Annotated in this window: 13 protein-coding genes; 9 read left to right on the top strand and 4 right to left on the bottom strand. The window is 65.0% G+C overall.

Features of this window, described 5'->3' with window-relative positions; all coding sequences use genetic code 11:
- Positions 1-168 precede the first annotated feature (168 nt).
- The 3 genes from OG874_RS06330 to OG874_RS06320 all read left to right on the top strand — a co-directional run bounded on the left by OG874_RS06330 (position 169) and on the right by OG874_RS06320 (position 6,311).
- Positions 169-921, top strand: coding sequence for an IclR family transcriptional regulator (locus tag OG874_RS06330; protein ID WP_330254174.1), 753 nt, complete (start codon positions 169-171; stop codon positions 919-921).
- A 205-nt stretch (positions 922-1,126) separates the two neighbouring features.
- Positions 1,127-2,242 (top strand): hypothetical protein, encoded by a 1,116-nt coding sequence (locus tag OG874_RS06325; RefSeq protein WP_330254173.1) that lies wholly within the window; start codon positions 1,127-1,129, stop codon positions 2,240-2,242.
- Positions 2,229-6,311: an NB-ARC domain-containing protein gene (locus OG874_RS06320; RefSeq protein ID WP_330254172.1), complete on the top strand. Its 4,083-nt coding sequence runs from the start codon at positions 2,229-2,231 to the stop codon at positions 6,309-6,311. The genes OG874_RS06325 and OG874_RS06320 overlap by 14 nt, the downstream gene beginning before the upstream one ends.
- A gap of 28 nt (positions 6,312-6,339) precedes the next feature.
- Here the strand turns inward: OG874_RS06320 and OG874_RS06315 are convergent, their stop codons facing one another.
- Positions 6,340-6,654, bottom strand: coding sequence for a CU044_2847 family protein (locus OG874_RS06315; RefSeq protein ID WP_330254171.1), 315 nt, complete (start codon positions 6,652-6,654; stop codon positions 6,340-6,342).
- A 125-nt stretch (positions 6,655-6,779) separates the two neighbouring features.
- Between OG874_RS06315 and OG874_RS06310 the strand changes: the two genes are divergently transcribed.
- Positions 6,780-7,406, top strand: coding sequence for a glycosyltransferase (locus tag OG874_RS06310; RefSeq protein WP_330254170.1), 627 nt, complete (start codon positions 6,780-6,782; stop codon positions 7,404-7,406).
- A 264-nt stretch (positions 7,407-7,670) separates the two neighbouring features.
- On the opposite strand, the gene OG874_RS06305 is transcribed toward OG874_RS06310, so the two are convergent.
- Positions 7,671-8,783, bottom strand: a complete 1,113-nt coding sequence (locus OG874_RS06305; protein WP_330254169.1) for an alpha/beta hydrolase — start codon at positions 8,781-8,783, stop codon at positions 7,671-7,673.
- A gap of 318 nt (positions 8,784-9,101) precedes the next feature.
- On the opposite strand from OG874_RS06305, the gene OG874_RS06300 reads away from it, so the two are divergent.
- The 4 genes from OG874_RS06300 (at position 9,102) to OG874_RS06285 (ending at position 14,056) form a co-directional block, all read left to right on the top strand.
- Entirely contained in the window at positions 9,102-11,660 is a 2,559-nt protein-coding gene (locus OG874_RS06300) for a helix-turn-helix transcriptional regulator (protein WP_330254168.1), read from the top strand.
- Positions 11,661-12,249: 589 nt separating this feature from the next.
- Positions 12,250-12,576, top strand: a complete 327-nt coding sequence (locus OG874_RS06295) for a hypothetical protein (protein ID WP_330254167.1) — start codon at positions 12,250-12,252, stop codon at positions 12,574-12,576.
- A 451-nt stretch (positions 12,577-13,027) separates the two neighbouring features.
- On the top strand, positions 13,028-13,684 hold the full coding sequence (locus OG874_RS06290) for a hypothetical protein (RefSeq protein WP_330254166.1): 657 nt from the start codon (positions 13,028-13,030) through the stop codon (positions 13,682-13,684).
- 3 nt (positions 13,685-13,687) lie between these two features.
- The gene (locus OG874_RS06285; RefSeq protein WP_330254165.1) at positions 13,688-14,056 is read left to right on the top strand and encodes a hypothetical protein; all 369 of its coding nucleotides are present in this window, start codon (positions 13,688-13,690) and stop codon (positions 14,054-14,056) included.
- A 291-nt stretch (positions 14,057-14,347) separates the two neighbouring features.
- Here the strand turns inward: OG874_RS06285 and OG874_RS06280 are convergent, their stop codons facing one another.
- On the bottom strand, positions 14,348-15,388 hold the full coding sequence (locus OG874_RS06280; protein ID WP_330254164.1) for an enoyl-CoA hydratase/isomerase family protein: 1,041 nt from the start codon (positions 15,386-15,388) through the stop codon (positions 14,348-14,350).
- 143 nt (positions 15,389-15,531) lie between these two features.
- Here OG874_RS06280 and OG874_RS06275 point away from each other — a divergent pair, with 143 nt between their 5' ends.
- Positions 15,532-16,293, top strand: a complete 762-nt coding sequence (locus tag OG874_RS06275) for a 3-hydroxyacyl-CoA dehydrogenase (RefSeq protein WP_330254163.1) — start codon at positions 15,532-15,534, stop codon at positions 16,291-16,293.
- A 131-nt stretch (positions 16,294-16,424) separates the two neighbouring features.
- Here OG874_RS06275 and OG874_RS06270 read toward each other — a convergent pair whose 3' ends face one another.
- The gene (locus tag OG874_RS06270) at positions 16,425-17,966 is read right to left on the bottom strand and encodes an acyl-CoA synthetase (protein WP_442943298.1); all 1,542 of its coding nucleotides are present in this window, start codon (positions 17,964-17,966) and stop codon (positions 16,425-16,427) included.
- Between the last annotated feature and the right edge of the window lie 59 nt (positions 17,967-18,025).

Here is an 18,025-nt window from a genome sequence, read left to right as displayed (position 1 = left end):
GACGAACCCCCGGCGCCCATTCGGCCCGATGAACCAATGCTGGAGCCGATCGGTCACCTGCGGTAGTGAGCGGTCGGATGAGCGAACCGGGTGTTCCATTTACTGGACCACGACCGATAAGACGCGTGGTGCTCGGTTCGTTGCGTTATCTGCACGGGAGGACAGACAGTGAACGAAGCGACGATCGACAGGGCAGAGGCCGTCGGGGGACGCGGCGTGCTCGAGGGGGCATTCGCCCTATTGGAGGCGCTCACACACGGCGACGAGAAGGGCTTGACCCAATTGGCAACAGCCGCAGGACTACCCAAAGCGACCGCCTACCGACTACTCAACCAGCTGGTCGAAGAAGGCGCCGTGCAACGGCGCAACGGCCGCTACCAGATCGGACCCCGAGTGTTCCGGCTCGGACAAACCTGGCAACCCGCACGACTACTGCGCGCAGCCTCAGCGCAACCGCTCGCACAGCTGACCTCGGCGACCGAGCGTGGCGGCTTCAGCCTCGCGGTGACCGACCGGGGCCACACCATGCTCATCGGCGGCATCGGACGCGAGATCGATGAGATCTTTCCACTGCGCGCGGGGGTCCTGCTGCCGCCGGGCACTGCAGCCGAGCAGGTCTTAGCCACCGGCCGCGCGAATCACATACCGCCGGAGGGCTTTTCATCGCGCGAGTGGAGTCGCCGACTCGCCGTGACAAGAGAAAGGAACCTCGCCTACGACACCGACCTGAGCCGCTACGGACTCGCCTGCGTCGCCGCACCCGTGCGCGGACCCGCAGGAGAGATCGTCGCGGCGCTGGCGGCGACGGTGACCGAACTCCAACGAGTCCCTGCGATCACCGAAGCGATATTGCGGGCAGCGGGCTTGGTGAGCACCAACCTCACCAGACTGCTCAGGTCACACGGGGCGATATCGCTCTGAAGTGCGCTCGGGCGGGCACCCAGATCATTCTTTGGGTGCCCGCCCCGAGCCCCGCGCTATTCCCCTAAAAGTCAGCAGTTTTCGCTGCTGAAGTAGGTGGGCGTAGTGACGCCACAATTGATCGAAGCGGTGTCGGTCCCACGGTATTCCGCTGAGTTCACCGACACCACTGCGTTGGCGGCTCGGCGGTAGCATGATCGGGGATGTGAACGACACTCCGGTGGTACAGGTTCCGCCGTTTTCTGTGCTCGCGTCCGGCATCGTCGCCGATCCGGTCGCCGTTGCGCGAGGGTCGCGGTATGTGGATGTGGTTGTCCTCGATGATGAGCACAACGTGCTACATCATGTCCTCGAGGACGACACGATCGTCGCCACCTCACATCTCGCGGTGCCTGCCTCACCGTTGGGTCGACTCGCGCTGGTCAGCTGGGGTGCGGACCGTCTTGATCTGTTCATTCGAGACGCCGAGACCCGGCTGTGGCACTGTGAATACACCGGCCGTTGGGGAACATGGCGACTCGTGCGGTCCGAAGGCGCGGTGTCGGACGCGAGCGCCATCAGTTGGAGTTGCGGCCGGTTCGATCTGTTCGCCACTGGCGCCAGCGAGGTGATCGAACACTACTGGTATCAACATCCGATCGGTCTCATGGGGCCCGAAAGCCTGGCCGGGCGGGTCGTCGGGCAGCCAGCCGCGGTGGTTACGAGTCTGTACGGAGTGGAGGTCGTCGCACGCGGGAAGGACGACGGGGTGTTGCGCCGTCAGTACCACGTTCCGGATGAACGTACCCATGAGTGGACCTCGACGCCCATGCTGCCGAGCCGCGCCACTTTCGATGTCGGTCCCGCCGTGGTGGCGTCGACGGGAGAATCGTTGAGCTGCACCGGAGATCCGACACTGGTGTGGTGCCGAGGTGTCGGAATTATTTCGAATCGACTCGTCGCCTTCGCGCGACATGATGATCGACTCGTCCAGTTCGAGCCCGCAGCCGAACAGCTGTGGCGGACCGGGGGCGGCGACAAGGTGCTGGCCGGGGCGGCCACGGTTTCCGATCCGGTGGCGGTATCGGCGAGTCCGTGTCGCATCGACGTGTTCTTCGGAGTATCGCAGGGAACGGTCGGCTGGGCCACGACGCGCATCCTGGACGCGGGCGCGTCATCGACGGATTTACGGGTCATCGCCGATGGAATCGGCTCGATCGGCAGACCTGCCGTATGCTCGGCGCGCCCCGGTCGGCTGAACCTGTTCGTCCGCACGGTGGACGATGACCTGCGGCACGGATGGTGCGAGCTGAACGAGGAGCACTGGAATGTTCGCGGGTGACTGGCGGCGCGCACTGGTCGCGGTGCGCACCGTCGACGGCGTTACGGTCGGCGCGGGATTCCTTGTCGCCCAAGGCTTTGTGCTGACCTGCGCGCACGTCGTCAGCGACGCTACCGGAGCGGACGCCGCGGCGGCGGAACGACCGTCAGCAGAGGTGTCGGTCGAATTCACTCAGGCGCCCGATGTCGCACCATTGTCGGCATCGGTCGTGGGCTGGTCACCCGTGGGAGATCCGGATGGCGGAGATATCGCAGTACTGGCGCTGGCCGCGCCGGCGCCGATCGAGCCGATCCGGCTACTCGACTCCGATACCGTTCGCGACCACCCGTTTCGGGTGTACGGCTTCCCCGACGGTCACGACGCGGGTCTGTGGGCCGGTGGGGTGATTCGTGACCGCGTGGGTGGCGGCTGGTACCAACTCGAAGACATCAAGGTTCCTGGTTCCGCCATCGAAACCGGATTCAGCGGTGGCGCCGTACTCGACGAGGTAGCCGATCGGGTTGTCGGCATGGTGGTGGCGCGTGATCGTGCCGCGGCCCGCAAGATCGGTTTCATGCTCCCGACCTCGCTCCTTGCCCGCACGCTGCGCGAGGTCGGTGTCGAGGTCGGCCGGTCTGCCGGCGCGGTCGGCGCGCTGTCGAATGTTCCGGTACTGCCATCCCAGTTCGTCACTCGAGCCGAGGTGGAAGCGGTGAGCTCGGCGTTGCTGGTGGCCGGGCCCGATGGGGGACGGGTCGCGGTTGTCGGGATGGGCGGGGTCGGGAAATCCGTTCTCGCGGCGGCGGTGTGCCGCGACGACAGAGTACGAGCGGCTTTCCCGGACGGTGTCGTCTGGGTCGAACTCGGTCCGAACCCCGTCCTCCCGACCAGGCAGGCGCAGGTCGCGGCCGCGTTCGGCCACACCGGCACGGTCTTCGCCGACGCCCAGCAGGGCAAAGCGCTGCTGACCCAGATTCTGACGGGACGTCGATACCTCCTCGTCGTCGACAACGTCTGGTCCGCAACGGATCTCGGTGATCTCGATATCGTCGAAGAACCGGGTCGCTTGCTGTTCACCACCCGCGACGCCGCCATCGCACGGGGCGTAGGGGCACTGCCCTACGAGGTGCGCGAGTTGCCGCTTCGCCAGTCGCTGACTCTGCTGGCCAAATGGGCACGCACCGCAGTGGAGGCGCTGCCTCGAGAAGCGGTGGAGGTCGCCGCAGAATGCGGATATCTCGCGCTGGCCATGGCGATGGCCGGCGCCATGGTCGCGGGCCGCCCGGAGCGCTGGCGCGGGGTACTGCGACGATTGCGGGAAGCCGATCTCGGCAAGATCGCCCAGCAGTTCGGCAACTACCCCTATCCCGATCTGCTCCGCGCGATCAGCGTCGGCGTGGACGCCCTCGATCCGGACGACCGCGAGCGCTACATCGAATTGGCTGTGTTCGCGGATCGCGAGCCTACTGTCGGTGCGGTACAAGCGCTATGGGCGCACGCCGGACTCGACGACCTGGATGTGACAGAGCTACTCGACCGCCTCGCGGACAGGTCGCTGATCCATCTCGAGACCGATGGCAGATTCGGCCTGCACGATCTGCAGATGGACTATCTGCGTCGGCAGGTCGTCGACACAGCCGGGTTGCATCGACTGCTCGTGGCGGCGTATCGCGCCCAAGCGCCGAACGGGTGGCAACACGGTCCAGACGACGGATATTTCCATCGGGCCCTTCCTTATCACCTCTTCGCCGCAGGCGAGGTCGCACAGTTGCAAGGTCTGCTGTCGCAGTTGGACTGGCTGCAGGCCGTACTGTGGGCGGCGGATGCGACGGAACTGCTTGCCACCTATCGGCTACTGCGCAGGATCGATCCGGTCACCACTGTCGGTGATGCGCTGCGCTTGAGTAGTCACGCCCTGACACGCAGCCGGGCGCAGCTCCCAGCGCAGCTCATCGGCCGTCTCGGCGATTCGGTTGTGCCGCAGATCGAGGATCTCGTTGCGGCCGCACGGAATTGGGAGGGCGAGCGATGGCTGCGACCGCGATCTGCCAGCCTGACGGCTCCGGGCGGTCCACTGCTGTTCGCGTTGGTCGGGCACACCAGCTCGGTTCGCGATGTAGTACTCACGCCGGACAATCATTACGCGGTGTCCGGCGGCTGGGATGGCAGCATCCGGGTCTGGGATCTGACCGACGACGGGCGGGAACGGTACCAACTACGTGGCCACGAGGGGGGAATCTGGACTCTCGCAGTATCTCCTGACGGGCGCTGGGTCCTGTCCGGATCCGCCGACGGCACGATCCGAGTATGGGATCTGACCGATGGCAGTGTCAGCAGCGTCCTGCAGGGCCACAACGGCGCGGTCTGGTCTATCGCGCTGGTACCGCACAGCACGCTGCTCGCATCAGCATCGGTGGATGGCACTGTGCGCGTGTGGGATTGGCCGACAGCCACCGAGATAAGTGTGCTCGAGGGGCATCTCGGAAGTGTGTACACGGTGCGCGCCGCGCACGACGGACGCACGATAGCGTCGAAATCCGAAGACGGCACGCTGAGAGTCTGGGACGTTCACGGTCTCGAGCTGAAGTGGTGTTTCGACGCCGGCCAATACGGCGTGCAGTCACGCGCCATGGCACTGACCGATCGCCACGTCCTTTTCGCCGGAGACAACGGCGTCGTGCATTGCTGGGATCACACCGACGGGACGTTCCTCGGAGCCGACCGCAACCCCACCCGAGGCCAGGTGTGGTCACTGGAGGTGACACCGGACGGGTCGACCGCAGTCCTCGGCAGCGCCTCGGGCGCGGTGGAGCTTCTGGACATCGAATCCGGGCTCACCACCGCAGAACTCGGAAGGCATACCGGATGGGTCGAGATGGTGGCATTGTCACCCGACGGACGTCGCGTGTTGTCCGGTGCCGACGACGGTATCTTGCGATTGCGCGACCGCTTCACGGTCGAACCGCCGATCGGGGCCTACCGCGGCCACACCGGATGGATTGCCGCGGCCGCGTTCAGCTCCGACGGCACCCGCGTCGTGTCGGCGGCGCAAGAGTCGACCCTGCGGGTCTGGGACGTGACAGCGGCAGCACAGCAGAGCGATTCGATGCATGCGGCCTGGATCGCATCGATCACGGTCGTCGACCCGCAAACGATCGTCGCGACCGCGGACGACGGATCGATGTCCACGTGGAATCTGCGCACCGGCCGACGGACAGCGCACTCGATCACGACACAGCCGGCCGTAGCGGTGGCCGAGGTGCCTGGTCTGGGTTGGCGGGTGTTCGGCCGAGGGGGTGACGCTGCGTCTATTCCCTTGCCGGACAACGAAACCAACGAGACCGAGCCATGGCACGACACCGGCACGGAGGTCTCCCGAGGACAGTTGTGCGGGGTCGTAGCCCGCGCCGGCCATCTGGCCATGGCCACGACCACCGGACTGCGGTTCGCGGCCGCAGCGGCCGCGATGCCCAACCTCGCCGGACCGGTGATCGAGATCGACCTGTCGGAGCCCCCACGCTTGCTGGTGGCCGGATTCGATGACCACCACGTCGTCGTCGGCGGCGCACGCGGTCAGGTCGGTGTCTGGGACGTGACGACCGGGCAGCCGATTCAGTCCTATCGCGGTACCGGCGGCCCGATCATCAGCCTTGGCGTCGCCGAGGACCGTGTCCTGTCCGGCTGTGTCTCGGGAGTGCTGTCGGCGTGGTGTCTCGGCTCACCCGAACCCGTTTGGGAGCACCAGGCACACGACTCACTGCTGACCGGCATTCTCGTCCTTGGGGAGCAGGCACTGACCTGCGGTAGCGACGGCACCGTCCGGTCGTGGCGGATCTCCGACGGTGAGCCACTCGGTGTGATCGCCGAACTGGGTGAACCGGTACGCACGATCATCGCCCTGCACGGTGACCGGCGCATCGCGATCGGAGCCGGTGACCGTTTGACCGTGCACGACGTGGAATCGGCTACGGAGGTGGCCTGTTTCAGCGGCGATGGCCGCATAACCACTATCGCGGCGCTGCCGGACGGTGGCATCGCGTGTGGTGAGGCGGCCGGTGCCGTACACATCCTGACGCTGTGCGAACAATGAGGCGCGTGGACGACACGCGCCGGGTCGATTAGGTTCCCGGATTCCAGGACAGCTTGACCGTCAAGTGACCTTCCAGCGAGGTCTTGGCGATCACCGCCCCGGCCTCGGCATTGAGCTTGATACCGAACTCCAACTCGACGCCGTCCGGTTGCAGATCGCCGTCGCGGAAAACCGCCAAGGCCGCCGCGGCGGCGTGTTGAATATCGGTCAGAGCATCTTCGAAGCGCCGCTTCACCTCCACGACCCCACCGCGGCCGACCCGTTGCACGCCGGCGTCGGACGGATCCGCCTCGACCACGATCACACCGTCATCGCCGGTGCGAAACCGCAGGAGTTCGCTCATGACCGCACCGCACCGACGCTGGGCTCGACCACACGCGAAGTGCACCCCGACATGGTTCGGGGACTTCGTTCACTCATGAGGTCAACCGTACCGCTGTGGCGTTGCAGCGCACTATCTTTGAAACGATGATCGGGGTGATGCTGGGACTCGGTGGCTACCGGGAGACCGCGCGACTGAGCGCATCACGCGCCGAACGCATGACCGGCCTGGAATTCCGCGTCATCGAGCACGCTCCGGCGGGGTTTCCCCGCGACGCGTTCCCTGGTTTCGTCAAACTCTGGCTGTTCGAACTCGCCGAGGCGGACACCATCCTCTACCTGGATTCCGATGCCGTCGTACTGCGTCCCTGGTCGGCCGCAGCGCTGCCGGCTGATCACGATGAATTCATCTGCGTGCGTGACCAGTTCATCGAACTCTATCCCGAGTACGACGCCGACCTACCCCGCGATACATACTTCAACGCGGGCATGTTCATCGTGAATCGCCACGCGCACCAGGAGGTATTCAGCTTCGCCGCGAAACTGTGGCGCGACCGCGCACGGCCCCTGCCGATCGAGGACCAGTCCGCGCTGAACTACGCCGTGCACAGGCTCGGTACACCGACCCTGTTTCTACCCGACACCTACAACTACCTGCGTGCACACCTCGACGACCGAGAGAACGACGAGGGTGTGGTGATCGCGCACTACACACCGTCCGGAATAGCGAAGGCCCACAGCAAACTGATCGAACTAGCCACCGACGACGTCTGAGCCGCTCCAAACAGCCAATGACAGAGCGCGATTCCTCGATCCCCTGCGTGTCAGCGCCCGCGGGCTCACTGTCGAAAAGTTCGACAGTGGACACATGCCGATGGTGACCGCCCCCGACCGCCTGGTAGCCGCGCTCGAATCGTCACCAGCCGCCCAAGGCTGACAGCCCTCGCGACTGACGCCGGCTATGGGTTCGGTCGTTGATGGTATTCATCAAAACGGCGCCACTGCCGATGGGACTGCCCCGGCTTGGTTGACTCCTCGCTAACGGCCGAAGGTCTGGTCTAGGAAGGTGATCAAGGTGGCCCGGATCTGCTCCGGCGGTGGTGCGGCGCCGAAGAATTCGTGATCGCAGTCGTAGGCGTGGAACTCGGTGTGCACCCCGGCTCGCTGCAACGCGTCACGAAATTCGATGCTCTGACCGAACGGGACGACGTGATCGAAACGCCCGTGCAGCAACAACACCGGCGGATCATCGCCGCTGACATAGGTGACCGGACTCGCGGCACGGGCCCGCTCCGGACATCGGGTCGCGACACATCCCAGCAGTAGCGACTCCGCGGAACCCTCCGCGAGGTGAACCGTGCTCCGGCCGTCGTCGAGGGCCTGATCGTCGATGGTGAGCAGATCGGTGGGGCCGAACCAGTCGGCGACCGCTTGCACCCGACTCGAGTAACCGGCGCTGCCCTCAATCCCTTCGAGTTCGGCGACACCACCCGAGGTGCCCAGCATCGCCGCTAAATGGCCACCCGCCGAATCTCCCCACGCTGCAAAATGATTCGAGTCGATGTGATACCTGTCAGCATTTGCGCGCAGCCACCGCACCGCGGCTTTCGCATCAACAATCTGGGCGGGCCACTTTGCCTGACCAGTGAGCCGATAGTCCACGCTGGCCACCGCGTAACCCGCCGCAGCCAACTGTGCGAACGGCGTGCGCTCATCGGCCTGCCACCCCGCTTTTCCGTAATTCTTGCGTGAACCACTTGACCATCCGCCGCCATGGAAATACAGCACCAGCGGCGCTTTTGCTGTGGTGGCGGGCAGATACAGATCGAGCCGCTGGTCATTGCCGTCAACCACTGTGTAGACCAGATCGGGAAAGGTCCGCGCGAGTTCCGCGACAGGCTGGCGCATACAAGCCGACACCGCGAGAACGGTTGACAGGATCGACACGGCCGTAACCGCAAGACGGGCTGTCTGCATCATGGCCGAGCACACTGCCACAGCGCGGCGACCCACCTGCTCCGCCACGCTGAGGACCGACTCACGGTAGTCGCTGACGTAGCGCACCTGACGCTGGTCTTCGGCATCTCCCACAACACCGCCGTCCGCTACGCCACCATCGCCGAACACCTGCTCGGCGACGAACTCGAACACCCACCGTCCGGCTGAGCAGAATCGGCAACCGCTAGACTTCGCCGGAACTCACCACGAATCCCGGTGCCACACATCGAAAAACCGTGAGTTCTGGCTGAAAGTCCTTCAGTCAGCATGTACCCACGGAAGACGTACCGGTAAGGATCGTGTCACCACGAGCGGTTCTGCTGGCACATCTCGAATTCGGTAGCGGTACGTCGCCGTGATACGAGGCTGCGGACCAGTTCCGCGGTTGCGGTGCCACTGACGACTACATGCGGGTCGATCAAAGTCTGCTCCGCGCAAGCACTGCTTTTGCGAGGCCTATAATCGTGTGGTATGGATGTCAGGCGCCGGAAAGGTGTGGGCAGCCTACCTACCCCTACCCACAGCTTTGTCGGTCGAGACCGCGAGCTGGAAAAGATCAGCACCCTACTGCTGGGCCCAGCCCGGTTGATCACCCTCACCGGCCCGGGTGGGATCGGGAAGACTCGTCTGGCCGTCGAAGCGTTGCGCCGTTGCGGTAAAGCCGAAGCCAGGAAAACACGAGCGTGCTGGGTGCGATTGGCTCGACTGGCTCCAGATTCGGATAAGACCGCGGTCGCAGAAGAAGTTGCCCATGCGGTGATCGAGGCGGATTTCTCCGGGCGATCGGCGTGGGAAGCCGTGGTCGACACCCTCACTCGAACCGACACCACCGGGCGTGCCCCGCACACCGTGCTGGTGCTCGACAACTGCGAGCACGTACTCTCCGGTGTGGAACCTCTGATCGCCGACCTCATCGACACGGTACCGGGGTTGAGCATCGTGGCCACCAGCCGCGAACCCATCGGCTGGATCGACGAACACCTGATCACCGTTCCGCCGCTATCGCACGGCGATGCACTGGCCCTGTTTCGGCAACGCGCCGAACTCACCGAACATCCCGTCACCGGCAAAGACCAAACCACCACCGCCGCCGAGATCTGCCGCCATGTCCACAACCATCCCCTCTACATCCAGTTGGCGGCCGCACGACTGCTGCGCCAACCCCTGGCCGCCATCCTGCACGGGCTCACCGGCCACGCTGATGACACCCGACTGCGCTGGTCGTACGGCGCCCGCGCGGGCATCGACCCCCGCCATCGAGCAGTCGTCGACGTCATCTCCTGGTCCTATGATCTGTGCAGCGACAAGGAACGTCTGCTCTTCGACCGCCTGTCGGTGTTCGCCGCCGGCTACGTCACCAACCCCGACGACACCACAGACGCCGCCCTGGATGTGGGCGCCGAACTGGACGCCATCGAGACAATCTGCTGTGACGACGAAACCAGCGATACCCAAGTGCACCTGCCCCGGCAGGAGATCGAGGGCCTGCTCGAGCGCCTTGTCGAACAGTCGCTGGTCACGACGCACAGGACAGCTACCACGGTGCGGTATTCCCTGGTGGAGAGCCTACGGGTTTTCGCCCAGCAGCGACTGCGCCAGCGCTGCACTGCCGCGGTGGACGAACCCACCCGCTTGGCCGAGCGGCACCGCCGCTACTACCACGACAAAATCGGCTACGCCGCAGCCAACTGGTTCAATCCCGAAGGGCAAGCCCTGGTGGACTGGGCCCGGACGGTCTGGGCCAATACCCTCATCGCGATCGAAACCAGCATCACCACCCCGGGCCAAGCCGGAAACGGTCTGGAGATCTGTCTCGGGCTGATCACCCTGCAGGTGTGCTTCACCAGCGGCTCGGTACGAGAAATACGCCAATGGACCCTGCGCTGCCTCGACGCCACCCGGGCAGCGACCCCGCAACCCATCGAACTCCAGATCGGGGCCGTGGCCACCATCGCATGGCTCGCCACGCTCCAAGGCACCCTCGAGGATGCCGAACAGATGCTCGAGGACTGCGTCGCCGCCTGCATCCCCGACCCAGACGCCAGGCGGAATTGGCGAGACACCGCCGAGACCGACATCGGGCTGCCCGCTCCAGTCGAATTCGCATGGGGGGCGGAGCTGATATTCGCGCGGCGTGACGCCCGCGCCATCACCGTCCTGAGCCGAGCCCAGGATAAATTCGAGGCGTACGGCGACCGCGGCGCTGCCTCAATGAACGAGCTGTTCACTGCCCTGGCCGCGGGCCTGCTGGGAACCGCGCAGCAAGCCGACGAGATCACGCAGCGTTACCTCGATCGCGCGACCGTCTCCGGGATTCCATGGGAAAAGGCTTGCGCCGAACTCACCAGGTCGACAGCCTTGACCCGACACGGCAACCCCACCGAAGCACTGGCCCTCGAACGATCCTCGCTGGCATATCACCTCGCCACCAACGAGCGATGGGCCGCGGTGTGGTTGGTGCAGTTCCGGACCTGGTCATTGGCGCACATCATCACCGACTCGATCGTCGCCGGAAAACCCGACCGCAAGAAACTGATTGCCCTGGCCACCGAAATCGCCCACTTGGCCGGCGGCACCACAACCCTACGAGCCAAGCTCGGCATCGACATCAAGGCGTCGGGCCCCCTCCTCGACGAATCCGAAAAAGCTATCGCTGTCGCCCGCCGGGTACTGGGGCCCGACGCCTTCGCCGCGGCAGAAACCCGAGGCATGCGTCTGCGTCCGGAACGAAACGAAGTGCAACAGCTGGCACTGGGCACACTGACCATCGATACTCCAGCGGACACGGCCGCCACATCGCACTGGCGCGAACTGACCCCGACCGAACAACAGGTCGCGATCCTGGCCGCGGCCGGGTGGACCAACATCGACATTGCCTTCCGCGGCGGAAAGTCGTCTCGAACTGTCGACGCCCAAATCGCGGCGATTTTCAATAAACTGACCATCACTTCACGTGCGGACATATCCGAGCACATCCCCAGTAGATTCACCGACCAGGTCCGAGGCGAAGCCGCCAAACGACCGCGCTGACAGCAGGGACTGTCTGAAAGACCGGCGGATCCGATCTCGGTCTGACCTACCCGATCCATGTGGTCAGCGACCCCGCCACCATCACCTGACGCGGGTGCGCAGCAGGTCGGCTTGCTCGGTGGTGAGCGCGGGCTTCGGCCGGTATAGGCGCCGCGGGCCTTCGCGGCGGCGATGCCTTCGCGCTGATGTTCGAGGATCAGGCTGCGGTCTCACCCTTCTGGTCTCCGTGAGTGCCGTACTCGATGCCGATGTCGAACGATTGTCGGCATTTTTCGAGGTCAGTCGCCCGCCCGCTCCAGTGGTGCTTGTGTTCGCACGCCCTGCTGATGCCTTTCCATAGGTATATCCCACGTCCACTACCGATGCAGGGTCTAAACCTACGGCCCATGCTGGTTGTCGTGCAGCAGACGAAGGCCTGGTGGCGACGGCGTCACCAAACCTTCAACCACACGATCTTGCGACGGCCGAGCTCGACTTCATGCCGAGTCAACGGCAAACAGGTGCATATATGCCGCCCTGCGATGACAGATCCATCCGGCTGACAGAGGTAATCTCTCGTGGCCGGCCGACCGGAAAACCGAATCATCCCATGACAACTGCACTATTACCTCTTGCATACGGATACTTGCGCGACGATTTGCTCTGTGACCGCGACTCGAATTCGAGCGAAGACAGACTGCGGGACACTGCCAGGTCACTCGGCTACGAGCTGGGCACCGTGTTCCGCGAGCCCTCACCACAGAACGGGACACTGCCCCCGGCGTTCGTCGATCTCGTCCAGGAATGCCGGCGAGCCGCGGCGCACGCGGTGATAACCCTGCGTGGACACATGTCGGATATGTCGGTGTGCCGGATGGTCCTGCTGTCGGTCCTCGAAGTGCGAGCCGGTGCCGCAGTGCACGAAGTCGAGTTGTGAGCATCGCCGCTCGGCGTCCCGAACTACACCCGCGCCGATGCGCTGGTGCGGATCCTGGACTGGATGGCGTCCACCGGTGCGACCACCTACGACCACGCTCAGCACGCCAGCACTGACCCTGCCCTTGCCGAAGCCTGTCACCGCACGCGTCTACCAGCAGCCCTGGCCCCATCAGCGGTCCGTCGACGCCACCAGGACCCGGCGACACCACCGCCCGGATCATGAATGCGACAGGGGGAACGTCATACCGGGACTGGCGACCGTGGCCCCGTTGTCAGAGCCACGAACAAGGTGACGGGGAGAGAGACGACAGCCCGGAATTCAGCGCCAAGAAGGGGTAGGACCCGAATAGGCCAGAAAGGGCCGTGCTCCCCTGGCGCAAGGATGTCAGTTCGACGGTGCCGGATCCGCAGACCCGCATGATCGAAACGCAGCCGCTAGCATTCGGGATATGCGCCGCGGCAAGTGGTTTCGAGTCCTCGTATGCCTGGCCGTGCTCGGCAGTGCCAGTGGATGCATCGGCGCAGTGGACCGTGCAGACTTCGAGCACCAGATACGAACTCGCGGCGGCGGATTGGTGAGCACGCTGCCACAGGCAGCCATCGCCGCACTCACACAGCGAACAGGCGCCACCGACCTCGAGGCGAACCTCATCATCCTCACCCCACCGAACTCGAGCCAGTTCCGGCTGGCCTTGAACGACCAACCCGACCAGGTAGCCAGATTCCTGGCCGAAGGCGACGACCTGACCACCCGCGAACCCACCGTGCGCCTGCGCGTCCGGCCACCGGACCGATCCCGCCAACTCGACGACTATTCCTTCACCCTCGACGCCCTCAGTTCACCACGCCCGGTACGGGTTTCCGCCTTCGACGACCTCGACGGCGAAGACTTCACCATCAGCGAAGTGCCCGGCCTATCGCGCATAGAAGACATCGTCGACACCGCCCTCACCCACAGCGCACTACCCGACGGCCAGGTGACCGTCATCGTAGTGAGCCGCTTCGGCCACGAAATCCGCGTAGTCGCCAACATTCTGTCGCCACGCTCGGAGATGATCGCCGAATTCGACCGCACCGGCACATTCCTACGACTGCAGCAGGTATAACCGATGCCCCGCTTACTGGTGACAGCAGTCACAACCGGCCTCACCGCCGGCCTCCTGACCACGGTCATACCCGTCGCCATCTGGCCCGGCGAAGCGAAACTCACCGCACCCCTGTTCTGTTCACCCCCGACCACAGAACCCATGGTCGTCTCGGACACCTTCCACGACTCAGAAGGAACTTCCACCAACTACACCCTGTACTGCGTAGACAACCGCGGCACCCTCACCAACGAAGGCTTCGCCCTCCCAATGCTGGCGCTCTTCACCGCACACGCCCTGATCCTGACAGCCCTAATATTGCTGACCACCCTAATCCGCCGAACCCGATCATCGCGCCACAGTGACACATTGACCGAGGATTACCGAACGTAGGGGAAACGGTCCCGCTACCAATCCGAGCGGCGCCAGCGGTCGCCATCACAGACAAGCTCCGCAGCCGCCGGCGCGTCGCGCGACCCGGACCGAGGTGCAGGCGCTGCGGCAGCCGCCACAATCCCGCGAAAACAGCTCGGGCACGCCAGCAGGCGAGGAATCCTTCCGACGCACGATTCAGTGGATCATCGCAGGCGTCCGCCAAGAGGCACTGACAGCGGCGAGCAGCGGCCCACCCCGCTAGCCGCGATTTCGGCGCAGATGCACACGCTTTCCAGCGCCAACGATGTCCTAGGAATCAATCTGATCGACCAGCCCCCACCGCAAGGCGGTCTCCACATCGAGCCGTTCCCCGGTCAGCATCATCCAGGCCGCCCGCCACCGTCCGGTGCGCCGGACCACACTCACCGTTCCGCCGGCGCCTGGGACCAGACCCATCCCGATCTCGGGCAGCTGAAAGAACGTGTCGGAGTCGGCGATCAGCCGACCGGCGAAGGCTGCCATCTCGATTCCCGCCCCGATACAAGCTCCATGCACCCGCGCCGTGAACCGATCGCGCAGCCGATCGATGATCCGCCACGGAGCTCGCTCGAGACGCACCAGATAAGCGGCGACCAGATCGGTGGCGACACCGAATTCGTCGAGATCACCCCCGCTACAGAAAGCCGGTCCTGCACCACGTAATTCGACCTGCGCGATCGATGGATCGAGCTCCGCCAGCTGAAATGCCTCCAGCAGCGACTCTCGCATCCGCATACTCAACGCATTGCGACGGCCGGGATTGTCGAGTACGACCGCGAGCCGGTCACCGGTGCGATCGACCCGCACCAACGGCCTCTTGGACGAAACCATCGGGCGCACTGAATGTTCGGTGCGCCAGCGCGCAAACTCGTTGCCGCCCAACAGCATCGAATACACCGCCGCTTCCGCAGCGAGTCCCGCCTCGACATCCGACGTCACCGTCTGACGCAACAGCCTGGCCAACGCCACACTCGCGCGGGGGTTACGGTCCACCGCGCTCGAGAGCCGATCCAGACCCGCCGCGATGTCGTCACACCCGATCAGCTCGCGCCCCTCCCCCGCCGCGGTCGACGACAGAGTCAGCGTCATGGCACGCAGTAACGGTTCCACAATCGGCGTCGGCGCGGACTCGAGTATGCCCACGGCGATTCGAAGTGTTCCGGACACCGCTGCGGCCGCCCGCAGAACCCGATCTGCGGGCTCGTCACGCCAGTCGTCCAGCGAGATCAGCAATAGCGGCGACTCCGGATCGCCCAGCGGGCTCATCCGTAGCTCCAACTCGCGGGGGGCGAGTAACAACCGTTCGTACATCACCCCTCGATCCTGGCACCCGCCAATTCGAAGTTCGCCGGGAACCGTTGTATCTCCAACCACACCTACTTTAGATAGATTACATAGTGAACTATGTTGTAGGTAGTCGGCGAAATCCTCGCCACCAGGAAAGGACAATCCAGATGCAGATCAACGACAGCGCCGCCGTCGTCACCGGCGGCGCCTCCGGCCTCGGTTTGGCCACGACCAAGGCTCTGCTCGCCGACGGCGCGCACGTCGTCATCATCGACCTTCCCTCCTCCAACGGCGAGGCCGTCGCCGAGGAGCTCGGTGACCGGGTGCGCTTCGCCGCCGCCGATGTCACCGACGCGAGTGCGGTATCGGAGGCCCTCGATGTCGCCGAATCGCTCGGGCCGCTGCGGGTTGCGGTCAACTGCGCCGGCATCGGCAACGCCGTCAAGACCGTCAGCAAGAAGGGACCCTTCCCTCTGGATGCCTTCACCAAGGTCGTCACCGTCAACCTCATCGGCACGTTCAACGTGCTGCGCCTGGCCGCCGAGCGCATCGCCAAGACCGAACCGGTCGACGGCGAACGCGGCGTCATCATCAACACCGCCTCGGTCGCCGCCTTCGAGGGGCAGATCGGCCAGGCCGCCTATTCCGCGTCCAAGGGCGGTGTCGTAGGCATGACGCTGCCCATCGCGCGCGACCTCGCGTCGTTGCTGATTCGCGTAAACACCATCGCGCCAGGGCTTTTCAAGACGCCGCTGCTCGGCACCCTGCCCGACGAGGCCCAGAGGTCGCTCGGCGCCCAGGTGCCGCACCCGTCCCGCCTCGGCGATCCGTCCGAGTACGGCGCCCTAGCCGCGCACATCGTCGCCAACCCGATGCTCAACGGCGAGACGATCCGCCTCGACGGCGCCATCCGGATGGCGCCGCGCTGAGGTCTGCTCAGGATCGTGCGGCGGTCTGGTTCACCGACGGACCACACCGCCGCGCGACTGCGGATGCGCCCTGCGGCGTTCGCACCTCCCGGTCTGCCGAGGATTCGGATTCCGGTTCCGGCGCAGCCGGGTCAGCTCGGGGTCAGTCGTTCCTCGGCACCGCCGTATTCCGCTATCAGCTGGCGCCGCAGGATCTTTCCGCTCGGCAGCCGTGGCACCTCGCCGAATGCGATCGATCGGGGCGCCTTGTAGTGCGCCAGCCTGTCACGGCAGTAGTCGATCAGTTCTCGCTCGGTGTCCGGGCCCGGCGTCACGCCGGGGGCCGGTAGCACGACGGCGTGCACCCGCTGGCCCATCTCGTCGTCCGATAGCCCGATCACCGCCACATCAAGTACCGCGGGGTGCAGGGTCAGGGCGTCCTCGATCTCCTGCGGGTAGATGTTGACCCCGCCGGAAAGGATCAGGTCGGAGCGGCGGGCCGACAGGTAGAGGTAGCCGTCCTCGTCGACGTGGCCGAGGTCGCCGAGGGTGTTCCAGCCCTTGTCGTTGAACGCCTCCGCGGTTTTGGCGGCATCGCCCAGGTACTCGAATCGCTGGATGTCACTGAACCAGACGGCGCCCACCTCGCCGGGCGGGAGTTCGTCGCCGTCGTCGTCGCAGATATGTACAACACCTTGAACAGCCCTGCCGACCGAGCCTCGGTGGGTGAGCCACTCAGGTGTGTTGATCATGAAGAATCCGGTTCCTTCGCTGCCGGAGTAGAACTCGGTCAGCTTGGGTCCGAACCACTCGATCATGCGCTGTTTGACCTCCACCGGGCACGGGGCCGCGGCGTGCACGACCAGGCGAACGCTGGATACGTCGTAGCGGTCACGAATGTCGTTGGGCAGCTTCAGCATTCGCACGAACATGGTGGGTACGAACTGCGCGTGGGTGACCTGGAACTCGTCGATGAGCTGCAGGGTGCGTTCGGCGTCGAATTTCTCCATCACGATCGCGGTGCCGCCGTTGCGGACGGTGCCGAGGGTCCAGCCCAGCGGAGCGGCGTGGTAAAGCGGTCCCGGGCTGAGGTAGACCGAGTCGGGTCCGAAACCGAACGCGGTGCCCATCAGGTGGTCGATGCCCAGTCCGGCACCGAACGGCTGCCCGGTCAGTGTCGGGAGAATTCCTTTGGGCCTTCCCGTCGTTCCGGATGAGTACAGCATGTAGTAGCCCTCGGACTCGTCATCGATGGGCGTGGTCGGCAAGTCCGCGATCGCGTCTTCGAGTCGCTCGGCGTGGTCGGCGCTCCCGCCGACCACCAGTCGCGACCGCAGCTCGGGTGCGGCGACCTCGGCGGCCTCGGCGAGATCGGTCAGCGATGCCGAGTGGATCAGCATGCGCGCGCCGCAGTTCTCGACGATGTAGGCCGCCTCCTCGGCACTCAGATGCCGGTTGACCGGCGTGTAGAGCAGGCCGGATCGCTGCGCGGCCCAGGCGACCGGGAAAACCTCGAGCTGGTTCTGCATCAGGATCGCGATGTGGTCGCCGGGGCGCAGTCCGCGGGATCGGAACAGCTGCGCGATCTGGTTCGAGCGTTGTTCGAGCTCGCGATATGTCAGCGTGTCGCCGTCGGTCGCCATGACGATTGCGGGCTTGTCTTCGTACCGGGCGGCCAGTTCCGTGAGATTCACACCGCACCCCATTCCTTCTCGTCGAGCATGGCCCCTCCTTTCGAATACGGCCTCGAGCT

It is taken from the genome of Nocardia sp. NBC_00565 (assembly GCF_036345915.1).
Classification (GTDB): Bacteria; Actinomycetota; Actinomycetes; order Mycobacteriales; family Mycobacteriaceae; genus Nocardia.
This window is presented reverse-complemented; position numbering and strand designations above follow the sequence as displayed.